10 protein-coding genes and 3 pseudogenes are annotated in these 12311 nt (G+C 40.6%); 4 read left to right on the top strand and 9 right to left on the bottom strand.

Going from position 1 to position 12311, the window contains the following annotated elements:
- The 5 genes from DWW81_RS11330 to DWW81_RS11315 all read right to left on the bottom strand — a co-directional run.
- A partial coding sequence (locus tag DWW81_RS11330; RefSeq protein ID WP_147338995.1) for a DUF3789 domain-containing protein occupies positions 1–105 on the bottom strand: 105 nt, incomplete at its 3' end.
- Between the two features lie 12 nt (positions 106–117).
- Positions 118–276, bottom strand: a complete 159-nt coding sequence (locus tag DWW81_RS13315; RefSeq protein ID WP_022126950.1) for a hypothetical protein — start codon at positions 274–276, stop codon at positions 118–120.
- A complete protein-coding gene (locus DWW81_RS11325; RefSeq protein WP_117878252.1) occupies positions 269–613 on the bottom strand; it encodes a type II toxin-antitoxin system PemK/MazF family toxin in 345 nt (114 codons plus the stop codon). Before DWW81_RS11325 ends, DWW81_RS13315 begins: the two co-directional genes overlap by 8 nt.
- A complete protein-coding gene (locus DWW81_RS11320; protein WP_117897911.1) occupies positions 603–818 on the bottom strand; it encodes a hypothetical protein in 216 nt (71 codons plus the stop codon). The genes DWW81_RS11325 and DWW81_RS11320 overlap by 11 nt, the downstream gene beginning before the upstream one ends.
- Positions 819–1271: 453 nt before the next feature.
- The gene (locus DWW81_RS11315) at positions 1272–1799 is read right to left on the bottom strand and encodes a sigma factor-like helix-turn-helix DNA-binding protein (protein WP_117897908.1); all 528 of its coding nucleotides are present in this window, start codon (positions 1797–1799) and stop codon (positions 1272–1274) included.
- Positions 1800–2787: 988 nt separating this feature from the next.
- On the opposite strand from DWW81_RS11315, the gene DWW81_RS11305 reads away from it, so the two are divergent.
- Positions 2788–3951, top strand: coding sequence for an IS110 family transposase (locus tag DWW81_RS11305; RefSeq protein ID WP_117897905.1), 1164 nt, complete (start codon positions 2788–2790; stop codon positions 3949–3951).
- Between the two features lie 107 nt (positions 3952–4058).
- On the opposite strand, the gene lexA is transcribed toward DWW81_RS11305, so the two are convergent.
- Complete coding sequence (gene lexA, locus DWW81_RS11300; protein WP_117897903.1) at positions 4059–5720, bottom strand: transcriptional repressor LexA; 1662 nt, start codon at positions 5718–5720, stop codon at positions 4059–4061.
- Positions 5721–6260: 540 nt separating this feature from the next.
- Here lexA and DWW81_RS11295 point away from each other — a divergent pair.
- Both DWW81_RS11295 and DWW81_RS11290 read left to right on the top strand, forming a co-directional pair.
- Positions 6261–6530 carry a helix-turn-helix domain-containing protein gene (locus tag DWW81_RS11295; RefSeq protein WP_117897900.1) on the top strand — a complete coding sequence of 90 codons (270 nt, stop codon included), beginning with the start codon at positions 6261–6263 and terminating at the stop codon, positions 6528–6530.
- Between the two features lie 46 nt (positions 6531–6576).
- Positions 6577–7212: pseudogene (locus DWW81_RS11290) on the top strand (IS3 family transposase); the annotation flags it as partial.
- Between the two features lie 167 nt (positions 7213–7379).
- Here DWW81_RS11290 and DWW81_RS11285 read toward each other — a convergent pair.
- A pseudogene (locus DWW81_RS11285) lies at positions 7380–8453 on the bottom strand (IS256 family transposase).
- Positions 8454–8528: 75 nt separating this feature from the next.
- Between DWW81_RS11285 and DWW81_RS13310 the strand changes: the two are divergent.
- A pseudogene (locus DWW81_RS13310) lies at positions 8529–8711 on the top strand (IS3 family transposase); the annotation flags it as partial.
- Between the two features lie 192 nt (positions 8712–8903).
- Here DWW81_RS13310 and DWW81_RS11275 read toward each other — a convergent pair.
- Both DWW81_RS11275 and DWW81_RS11270 read right to left on the bottom strand, forming a co-directional pair.
- Complete coding sequence (locus DWW81_RS11275; RefSeq protein ID WP_117897896.1) at positions 8904–10145, bottom strand: HlyD family efflux transporter periplasmic adaptor subunit; 1242 nt, start codon at positions 10143–10145, stop codon at positions 8904–8906.
- Entirely contained in the window at positions 10138–12267 is a 2130-nt protein-coding gene (locus DWW81_RS11270; protein WP_117897893.1) for a type I secretion system permease/ATPase, read from the bottom strand. Before DWW81_RS11270 ends, DWW81_RS11275 begins: the two co-directional genes overlap by 8 nt.
- Positions 12268–12311: the final 44 nt, after the last annotated feature.

The raw sequence follows: 12311 nt of genomic DNA, 5'->3' as shown, positions 1-12311 counted from the left end.
CGAATTTGACATATTTTCATCTGCCTGCTTTGCCGCAGTACAGAGACACATTGTGAATACTCCCGCTGTACCGCCTGCAAGCAATCCAATAATAAATCCTACCATTTCTGAACCTCCTTATGCTGCGTCCCTTGAAGACGGAAACTGACTGTATATATCCTCTGTATTTTTGCTGTTGAAACTCTGTTTTTCGTCTTGTTCAAGAATTTTATCCAGTTTATCGGCAAATACTTTTGCCATAAAATCGCTGTATTCTGCCTGTCCGAATTTAGTCATCAAAATCAACTCCTATACTTATTTTCATCGCTTTTTCTACTTTTTCCATAAGTTCAAAATCAACTGAACCCACGTAACTTTTCAGTCGGTATCTGTCTATCGTTCGTATCTGCTCCGCAAGAACTGTTGAATTTTTTGGCAGTTCTGAACATCTTATCTGAATATGCACAGGCAAATTCTTTTTTCTTACAGACGATATCGGCACAACGATTACTGTAGGACTATGTCTGTTTCCTACGTCATTCTGCACCACCAAAACAGGACGAATGCCGCCTTGCTCCGAGCCGACCACAGGATTCAGGTCTGCATAAAATATATCTCCACGTTTAATCAGCATTTTCATTCACCTTTTTCTTTGGAACTTCAAAGCCTTTTTTGTATCTCACGCAGCTATGAAACGGACAGAACAGTACGTCTGTATTCCTGTCATACCACACACAGCCACAGCATGGATGATATGTAGGCAGAATACATATATCAGGAGGAATTCTGATACCATAAAATCTTTCTGTATTCATTAGTTTTTCCTTTATATTTTCCATTGTATTTCACCTCTGAAATAGTTTAAATATTATGTAAAAACGGCGATCTGCATTTTACGCAAACCGCCGTAATAATTCGTTTTGCCTTTGCATGATATTTATCCCCGATACCCGTCACGCCCGGAACTCTGCAAGCTGCGGTCAGCGTAACCGCATCATGGGACTCTCACCCGCTCTCTTAGCCCTCACTGGGAAGTATCATTATCCTCACACGTTTCATCGCCGACTTTGGATGCTGTCCAAAGGTCTGTGACTTGTCTTTATCGCTCGCTTTTTCAAGGTCATGGCGGACATCACATTTGGCTGCCGAGATTTCATACCGGCCGTGTGATTAACGTACTTGCAGAGTTGCTATTCTGTTGTCAAGATGCTGTCGGGAAAATTCTCCGAATTATTCTCATCGATTTTTCCCTTCACTACTTACTGGCAACGAAATTGAGGTTTGTAAGGGATTTATTTTTCGTTTTCAAATAATTTCAGCACTTTCACCAAAATTCGATGTACTTTTTCGTGCATTGTTTGTCTGGTAATGTCATATTCCTTGGCAAGTTCATTCTGACTTTTATTCATCCAGAAAATCTGATAAATAATTTCACGTTCGTATGGTTTGAGTTTTTTCATGACCTTTTTGAGCTTTACCAAGTCATGCTCCAAGCCTAACTGCTCTAAGATGCGCTCCTCAAGCGGAACAACTGTACTGTCCTTGATAATTCTCTGCTCGTAATTTCCGCCGTATGTATACTGCTCCAACGAAACCGGAATAACCTTCTTCCAGTTCCTATCCTTTTGCGTATACTCACCATGATCCTTCTTGGAAAAGTGATCCGAATACTGGCTTTCCTCGCATTCCAGAACGCTGTCGCCAAAGCTGATAAACCAACGGTTTTCATCCTCCTTCGCTTTGAGATACTCAGCTTCAGTAAATTCGGAATACTTTTCACTTCCGCCGTTTCTGTTGTATTCAAAATATTTTGTTTTCATTGTAATTCCTCCGTTTTTGATATATAAGGTTTTTATCAAAACGAAGGCTTACGGGTACTTAGCTGTCAGACACAGCCATTTTGAAGTTAAAAACATATTTGTCCTTTCTCCCGATACTTCGGTCTGAGGACACAAAAAACGGAGTCTGTATTCAGCACACAGACTCCGTTTACCTGAAAAAAGGCGCACTAAAGAAAGGGTACTGAATATGCTGTTTTGCATTTTTTGCAAAACGACCATATTTTGTATCCTCGCCCTAATGCATATCAGGCGTTGAATATTTATTTAATAAAAAAAGCCGTCGACAAGACAGACTCCTTGCGGAATCTATCCTGCCGACGGCCTCTCATGTTAATCGACGTTAGTCGATATGTTTGGATAAACCGATCGGTAATCAAAGTATGCGACCCTGATAAAGGATTTAAACGCGGCGCTGTTTCAGCCCGACCTTACCGTCTACATACCGTATTTTATTTTAACACTCGCTGACATATTCAAACATCTCAATGATATCGTGATGCCTGCCTTTCGACTTTCTCAGCATTGTTATATGACAGCGTTTGCATTCAACTTTTGTTATGTTATTCCTGTTTGGATATCCTGTGGCTAATTCTCCGCAGTTGGGGCAGTACCAACGTTGAAGACGAGCGAACGTATTATTACCTCCCGATTCGTCCGCGTCAATTATTCGTATTTTTTGCATTACTTTCTTGTATGATATAGTAAAGCCTAAATCATACTCTCCTTGTATGATATAGTAAAGCCTAAATCATACTCTCCTTTCCAAAAATGTGGTATAATAAAACAGATGCTGTGGACTTTTGATTTTTTCTGTAGCTCGACTACTATAAGGAGTGTAAAGCCACAGTTTTATTTACAATGTTTATAGCTGGATAAGTCAAAGAATTTTAATCTCACGCAAGTTTACGGGAATAAAACTAAGTGGCACGAAAACAGTACCAATAATTTTACAAGGTAGGTAAAACTTATGATTTATGTTGGAATTGATATTGCAAAGGAAACTCACGTTGCCGCAGCAGTTGATTCGGACGGCGTTATTGTTATTGAACCCTTTTCTTTTTCAAACAACCACGAAGGCTTTAAGCTCCTTAAATCAAAGCTTGATTCACTCGACAAATCAAATCTTCTCATCGGGCTTGAATCAACTGCACACTATGCAGAAAATGTTATCTTTTTTCTGCACGGCTGCGGATATGAGCTTGCTGTCATCAATCCAGTTCAGACCGCCGCTATGCGTAAAACAGGCATTCGCAAGACTAAAACCGACAAGGTGGATTCTTTGCTTATCTGCAAAACATTGATGGTCAACTCATTCAGACGTTATACTGAAAACGACATCAAAACCTTAAAGCTAAAGTCCCTCTGCCGTTTTCGTCAGAATCTGAAAAAGTCCAAAGCACGACTTAAAATTCAGCTCACTTCTTACGTTGATGTTATCTTTCCGGAGCTTCAGTACTTCTTTAAATCCGGTCTGCACATCAAATCCTGTTATGAGCTTCTTAAGGTGTATTCTTCACCGGACGACATTGCTGCTTTACACTTAACAAAACTAAGTAACATTCTTACCAAAGCTTCCAGAGGTCGCTTCGGTAAGCAGGACGCTGAGTCCCTCAAAAGTCTTGCAAAATCGTCCGTTGGTGTGAAGAACACCTACATATCTATTCAAATAACCCAAACCATTGCTCAGATTGAGTTAATTGAAAGCCAGTTAAATGAGCTTGAAACGGTTATTGAAACAGCTATGGACGAGCTTGATTCGGTTATCATGACCGTTCCGGGTATTGGTAAGCTCAATGGTGCTATGATACTTGGCGAAATCGGTGACATTAAACGCTTTTCTGATTCTTCAAAGTTGCTTGCTTATGCAGGACTTGACCCTGTCATCAATCAGTCGGGCAAGTTCAACGCAAAGCGTACAAGAATGTCCAAGCGCGGTTCAAAGATACTCCGCTATGCTCTCATAAATGCAGCGTGGAACGTTTCTTTAAACAACGACACATTCAAGCGTTATTATGATTCTAAAGTAGCTCAGGGCAATTCTCATTATTCTGCTTTGGGACATACCGCTCACAAGCTTGTGAGGGTTATCTTTAAGCTCCTTAATGATAATATTACTTTCGCTCTCGTTTAAATTTTTCGCCTTTATCTTTTTAGGGTGGACATCCTTTTTGCCCCTTTTGAACTTTCTGTTAATCTTCTTCTTTTTCTATTGACTTTTCATAGCTGGTCTCCTTGTAATTATTCTAGATCTTTTATAACCTTGACTGCTACTCCCTGAATGATACAGTTATCCACATAGATATCATCCATTTCGCTGTTTTCGGGGTGCAGACGTATTCTTTGATTTTCCGGTTCGGGGTAAAAGCGTTTGAGCGTAGCTTCATCGTCCATAAGAGCGACTACTATATCGCCTGAATCGGCATAGTTCTGCCGACGGATCAGCACCAGATCTCCGTAATCTATTCCTGCCTCTATCATGGAATCGCCGTTGGCTCGGAGCAGAAAAAAATCACCTCTGCCAAACAGAGAAACCGGCAGTCTTACGTATTCTTCAATATTTTCTTCTGCAAACTTAGGAACTCCGCAGGAGACAGAACCTAGTATGGGAATCTCAACGGTTTCGGCAAGCGTTTGTTTCTGACGTTTTGTCACAATACTTCGATGACCGTCATAGTCCAGCTCACCGTTTGCTTTCATTTTCTGCATATAGCGGCTGACGGTAGCTGTAGATAGCCCTACGCCGTTTGATATTTCCCTTACGCTTGGGGATGAGCCGTTATTTACCGCATAATCGTCTATAAAGGCTATGATCCTTTTAAAATACTCCGCATTCTTGTGCTGCATTTTTATGCGCCTCTTTCTAACTGTAACGTTCGTTTCGGTTATGTATATATTATAACGCCTTTGAATTTTGATGTCAATAGCAAAAAAACGAGGTGCACAATTACTTATGCACCTCAAACACACTTTCTCCCATTTGCACAAATTGGTCAACTGCTTCTTGTGGAAATTGTATACATATTTTCCCTGATACTGGAACACCCACGCATAGAATGTAGGACTCAGCTCAATTTTTACTTTTACAGTGAAGAATTGTTTATCGGCTTTATTTGTTTCTATATCATCGCCGAACTTATCTATTATTGCTTTCATATGTTTGTTTTTGCATTTCAGAGTCACAGTCATGGGTTCTCCGCTGAACATTTTAAAGGTCTGAGCAATAAAATCTTTCAGCACAAAGTCCTTCGGACAGGGTATTGCAATGCTTTCCGTAAGTGATATATCCGCTATTCTGTCTATTCGGAAAACCGTTATGTCCTTATGCTTTTCACAGTAACCTACAAGATAGTACCTGTCGTCGTTCCACACGGCAGCATAAGGGCTGACCGTATATGTATATCCATTATGTTTTAAAACCTTTTCCCTTTTTTCGTTATATTCATAATACTGAAAACGGATTTTTCTGCACTGCGTAATGGCTGTGTTAATTGTATCGGCAAAATATATGCTTTTATTATCCGCTTTATTTTCGCTCGGCTGCTGAATTATGTTTTTAATCTCGTCCTTTTGATAAACGCTTAGCTGAGAAAACAGCTTGTCTATAAGCTCTGAGGACTTTTCCTCCGAGATGAACTGTGCTGCATTTACAGCGTCGCAGAGCATTTTTATCTCTGCGGATTCCAGTCCTCTGCTGCCGATAAAATACTTATTCTGTGTGCTTTTATCGCAGGTAATATCATAGCCTGCATCTCTTAACTTCCTGATGTCTGCAGGAATCGTATTTCTGTGAGCTGATATGCCTTGTTCTGCAAGCTTTTCAATAAGCTGATTTGTTGTCAGCTTGTGATTTTCGTCTGTTTGTTTGATAAGGATTTGGAGCAATGCCAGAAGCTTATTCATACGTCACCTCAAAATTATCCCATAAATATCGTCAATCATTACTCTTTTTCTGCTGACAAACACTATTATATCAGCGTAGAGATTATCTTTTTCATTATTACTTTACATATTTTATCGTTCCATTTGTGTTTGTCAAGCAGAAAGTGCATAAAAGGGGCTCGAAAAAGTGCATAGCCCAATCAGCACAAGATTAATGAGTGGAGGCTCGGTTTGCGCATAGAATGAACACCCCTGTTGTGTATTTTTGAAGCCCTTTTGCGAGCTCCTGTTCTGCATTTTTGGAGCCCATTTTCTGCATTTCTATTTTACCATAAACAGCAGAGTAAAACAACTAATAAATTTGCAGACAAAAAAGCGGAACGCTTTTATGAAATGCTCCCCTTTTGTTAGACAATGTGGTATAATAGAAGTATACCAATAAAAAGTCTGACGAAAGGGGGCATTTTTATGCCAAAAGGAAAGCCAAACAAGAGATACACACCGGAATTTAAAATAATGGTTGTAGAAACTATGCGTAAGGAAAAACTGAGTTAAAGAGAAGTGGCAAGACAGTTTGATGTGCCACATAGCAGAGTAACCTCTTGGGAAAGAATCTACCTTGAAGAAGGAAAAGAAGGATTCTATGTTGAACGACGTGGCAGAGCCTGTGCAGCCGGTGGAACACAGAAAGGCAGAAAGCCAAAACTTGACAAAAAGGTAGAAGAGGATTTAATTGCCGAAGTGCAGCGACTTCGTGCAGAAAATGCATACTTAAAAAAATTGAATACCTTGGTTGCCGAGAGGGTACGGCAAGAGAAAAAGCACAAGTGATATGGGAACTGAGGCATGAACACAAGGTAGGTCTGCTCATAGATATGCCGAAATACCTCGCAGCACCTACTACTATTACAGCAAACAATTTGATAATCCAAAACCGGACAAATACGCAGAAATAAAGTCTGAAATTCGCAGAATTTATGATAAAAGCAAAGGTCGTTACGGTTATCGCAGAATAACAAATGAATTGAGAAAAAAATATGTTGTCAACCACAAGACAGTACAGCGTTTGATGCGTAAAATGGGAATATTCTGCCGTGTCAGAATGAAGAAGTACAACTCATTCAGAGGTGAAGTCGGAAGAATTGCTCCTAATCTTCTTGAACGTGATTTCAAAGCAGACAAGCCTAATCAGAAGTGGGTTACCGATGTAACCGAGTTTGCTTTGTTCGGCACTAAGCTGTATCTTTCACCTATTTTGGATTTGTTTAATGGTGAGATTGTGTCCTACAATCTGAGCTATCATCCGAATTTGAATCAGGTTACAGATATGCTTGAAAAGGCATTTGCAAAAATACCTGACAATACAAATCTGATACTTCATTCAGACCAAGGTTGGCAATATCAGCACAGGCATTATCAGAAAATGCTTAAAGATAAAGGGATAAGGCAGAGTATGTCACGCAAAGGAAATTGTCTTGACAATTGCTTGGGCTCTGCGAAAAAATCTCTGTAAATTAATCAACTGTGATAAAAACGTTAGTTGGTAGTGGCATAAAATTTGCCACTCTAATTTTTTACAGTATACAATGCATACTGCAATTTGTCAAGGTTCTTTTTGAACATCAGCCTGATTCCATTGCGCTGCGCTCCATTCCATCAGGCTGATGTTCAGTGGCTCGCTCAGCCGAGCCTGTCGGGATACATGATTTCAAGCTCTCCCAGAACTCTACCCCAGTTTCTCAGCGGCATAGTCCATTTTTTCGCTATTTCATGAGTTGCAAGATACAGTGCCTTTAAAAGCACCGTATCGCTCGGAAATACGCTTCTCTGTTTATTTAGACGGCAGTATCCGCTGTTAAGGCTCTCAATCGCATTGGTGGTGTAAATGACCTTTCTGACCTCCGCTGAAAACTTAAAAATCGGCGATATGACGTCCCAATTCTTGTACCAGCTTTTCATAGCATTGGGATAATCGCTGAAGCTCAGCCTGCGGAAATGCCGTTGATACGGCTTCTTTCATGCCTGTAAGTCCGTCTGCACAGATGACAAGAATGTCCTTTACACCGCGGTTTTTCAGCTCGTTAAGAACGCCAAGCCAGTATTTTGCACTCTCGTTTTCACCGATATGTATGGACAGCACTTCTTTGTGACCTGTCAAGCTTACTGCAAGGATTACATATGCTGCAAGCTTTTTTATCTGTCTGTTTTCTTGTACAGAAAAATGTACAGCATCAATAAATACAATGGGATAAACCTCGTCAAGAGGACGTTTCTGCCACTCTTCTATCTGCGGAAGGAGACGGTCTGTGATATAGGATACCATACCATCGCTGACTTCAAATCCGTAAATATCTTCGATAGTTTCGCTTATTTGGCGAGTGTCATGCCCTTTGCGTACAGTGAAATGATCTTCTGCTCTATTCCCGAAATATCCTTCTGACGCTTCTTTACGACTTTGGGTTCAAATGTTCCATCACGATCCTGTGGCACTTCAATTTCTGTTTCTCCGAAGTTCCCGCGTATTTTCTTGGTTTTCTTTCCATTTCGGTAGTCCGGATTGTCAGAACGCTCATAAGCGCCATATCCGAGATGCTCATCCATTTCAGATTCAAGCATTTCCTGTATTGTGCCGCCAAGAAGATCTTTCAGAGCATCTTCTATATCCTTTGCTGTCCTGATATCATACTCCTCGAGCAGCATTCCGATGATGTTCTTTTTTCCTTCGCTCATTGGTTCTCTTTTTCTTCTTCCCATAAAAAATCAGCCTCCTGTGTTATTTCTATTTTACTACAGTTGACTGACTTTTTACAGACTTTTTTTCAGAGGGTCAATGCTTGTGCCGAAAACTTCTTCAGCTTGTTAAAGACAGAATTACTTTATCTGCAAGAATTTACGAGCATTGAGCATTTCATCAAAGAACTTCACGAGTATATCGAATGGTACAACACAAAACGCATCAAGCTTAAGCTTGATGGTATGTCACCGGTGGAGTTCAGGCTCAAAGCCGCATAACAAAAGCGACCAAGATTTCTCTTAGTCGCTTTGCATAAATATACTTTTTAAACTTTGTCTAACTTTTTGGGGTCATTCCATTACACGTTCCGTTTTAAATTACTATACTTTTCTCTTTGTATTTATATATATGCCTTTTCCTTATTAACTTTCCCGTTTCACTGTGATAGGGGGGAGGTGTCAATTTCAAAACTATTTCTCCCTCAGAGCTTCCCCGAAGCCTTTTTTAATAGGCTCTAAGAAGTAATCCATAACCGTTCTCTTATCCGTCTTTATTTCCACGCTTCCGGATAATCCTGAAATCACATCTATCTCATCATTTTTATCTGTAATTTCAAGCTTCACAAGATAAACGCTACCCGTCTGCTCGCTGACAAACGCGTTGGGACTGATATATTTCACCTTTCCCTTTACCGTTCCGTACTTGTTATACGGGTACGCCTCCAGCTTGATTTCCGCTTCCATTCCGATTTCTATGTCGGCAATATCCATATTCTTTACATAGCACACCATTTCAACAGGCATATTATCAGGTACTATCGTTACAAGCTCCTGTGCGTTCGTTACCGCCGCTCCGACGGTGTTCACATTTACGTTGTTTATATATCCACTTACAGGCGCCGTTATATACTGATAATCCTTAGACAAGGCGTATTTTTCAAGGCTGGTTTCTATTTCGTCAAGTTGACCGCTTATCTCCGAAAGCTTTGAATTGATCTGTGCGCTGTACTGGATTTTTGTATCCTTGATTTTCGTTTCCGACTGTTTTAGCGCAAGCTCGTTCTGCTTTACTATAAGCTCCTGCATTTCAACCTGACGGCGTGTTCCGCTTTCTTCGTATTCCTCAAGCTGCAGCTGTGAAATCTGATGATTTAAATCGGCGTTTTCCTTATCCTTCTTAAGACTGTCAAGAGTGTTATTATAGCTTGCGTCTGCATCCATAATTGACTGAATATACGGTTTAAGCTCAGCTTCGTAATCTTCAATTTTAACCTTTGAAATATCGTCGCCGTTTTTAATCTTTGTATATATTTTCCGCTGTGCTTCAAGAATTTCTTTCTGACTGTTAAGCTGGTTTGTATCAATATCAAGGGATTCCGTATCAAGCTCTATCAGAACGTCTCCCTTTTTCACATATTCTCCTTCGGCAGCGTTTATTGACTTTACTGTTCCGCCTGAATAGGCCTGCACCACGTTTACATTTCCTGATGGCTGAACGCTTCCGCCGGCAGTAACTACCACGTCTATTTTCGAAAGGCAAGCCCAAATGACTGCCGCGATCAGAAGCGTAAAAACTCCGAGAATTATTACCGTTCCCGCTTTATGGGCAGGGCGTTCAATAATTTCAAGCAAGGACGGCATAAAATCATACTTCAGCTCCTTATCCTTGCTTTTGCTGTGCTTCAATACGTATTCCGTCAGCTTATTATTCATCAATATCGCCCCTTTTCTGCTGGTTATACAAATAATGATACAGCCCTTCACGTTTCATCAGATTCTCATGAGTATCGTATTCCACAAGATTGCCCTTATCAATCACCATGATTTTCTGCGCGTCCTTTAACGTTGAAAGCCTGTGAGCAATAATAAGCACTGTTCTTCCTTTGCATATTTCCTTGAGATTATTCTGGATAATGCTTTCAGATTCATAGTCAAGAGCAGACGTAGCCTCGTCAAATATAAGTATTCTGGGATTGTTAAGTATTGCTCTCGCAATAGCGACTCTTTGCTTCTGACCTCCGGAAAGTCCCATGCCCTTTTCGCCGATAATCGTTTCATAGCCGTTAGGAAGTTCAAGGATAAAATCATGCGCGCCCGCTATTTTTGCAGAATGAATGATTTGCTCCATACTTGCTGTTGAGCAGTGAATTGAAATATTTTCCGCTACGGTCCCGTTGAACATAAAGTTTTCCTGCAATACTACTCCGATCTGCTTTCTGAGCATTGCGGGATTCACAAGTGAAATATCCATTCCGTCTATGGATATTTTACCGCCCTCCGGCAAATAAAGTCTTTGAATCAGCTTTGAAATGGTGCTCTTTCCCGAACCGCTTCTGCCTACGACTCCTACAATAGTGTCAGGCTCTATTTCAAAGCTCATTCCCTTTATAACCTCTCCGCCCTGCGGATTGTATCTGAAATGCACCTGATCGAATATAATTTTACCCTGAACGCCGGGCATAGCAGTCTGATTTGCGTTTAGAATCGGTTCAGGGGCTGTATTAAAAATATCGCCGATTCTTTTTACTGAAAGCGACGCCTGCTGATATTCCTGCCAAAGCTGTACCAGTCTTAAAACAGGACCGCTTACTCTGCCGGAAAGCATTCGAAACGCCACAAGCTGCCCCACTGTAAAATTACCGTCCATTACCGCTTTTGCGCCGAAAAACAGAATCAACAGGTCGAATACCTTCTGAATAAACTGTCCGGTCGTTCCGGCGGTTGCGGAAACCATAGAGGTTTTGTAGCTTGCCTTTACGTAATCGGATTGCAAATCGCCCCATTTTTTCTCGAACTTTGGCTCTAAGGCATAGGATTTTACGGTCTGCACTCCCGTTATGGATTCAACCAAAAAAGACTGAGTGTTCGCTCCCGTTTCAAACTTTTCGTCCAGTCTTTTTTTGAAAAGGGGAGTAACGATGGCCGAAAGTACTGCGTAAACGGGTATAGAACAGAGGACGATAACTGTCAGCATTTTGCTGTAGAAAAACAATACTACTATGTATACGATTATGAAAATAAAATCTATCATTGAGGAAAGCGGAGTGCCTGTCAGAAAATTTCTGATACTGTCAAGCTCTCTTACTCTCGCCACCGTTTCGCCGACTCGTCTTGATTCAAAGTATTTCAAGGGAAGTGCGAACAAATGCCGAAACAGCTTGAAGCTGAGCATAACATCTATTCTGTTTGTCGTATGGGTAAACACATAGTTTTTGGCAAGGGACAGAATCAGCTCGTATATATATACAATTGCGATACCGATTGCAAGCACGTTAAGCGTCGACATACTTCTATGGACTAAAACCTTATCCACAACGACCTGAGTCATAACGGGAGTAAGGATTCCTAAAATCTGTATTGTAAATACGGCTATCAGTACCTGTATAAATTCCTTTTTGAATTTCAGTATCGTGGGTATAAACCACTTGAAGCTGAATACCGCTTCTCTGTCCATTATTCCTTTTTTTGTAACAAGGATCGCTGTGCCATCCCAGATTTCAGATAATTCCTCGCGGGATTTTATCTCCGGCTGGGTTTTGTCCGTAAACAAGACCATGAATTTATTGCCTTGAGATTTTGCGACAATAAAGAATACGTCGTTTTTATCCTTTGCAATAATCGGCGCCTTTACGTCCTTCAGCTTTTTTAAATTCAGCTTACAAAGCTTTGCCCGCATTTTCAATTTCTTTGCGGATTCTATTATTTCTATTTCTCCGGTTTTCTGCTCGGGATCAAGAACTGATAGCGTTTCAGCCTGCTCTTTTGTGATAGGTATACCGTGAAACTTCATAACTATCATAAAGCAGCTAAGTCCGCTGTCTTGTTTTTTCTCCATGCTTCGACTTCCTTTTTACATAAATTATGCGGCAGCTTTTTTAC

This window comes from Ruminococcus sp. AF17-1AC, from assembly GCF_003461385.1.
GTDB classification, from domain to species: domain Bacteria; phylum Bacillota; class Clostridia; order Oscillospirales; family Ruminococcaceae; genus Hominimerdicola; species Hominimerdicola aceti.
This window is presented reverse-complemented; position numbering and strand designations above follow the sequence as displayed.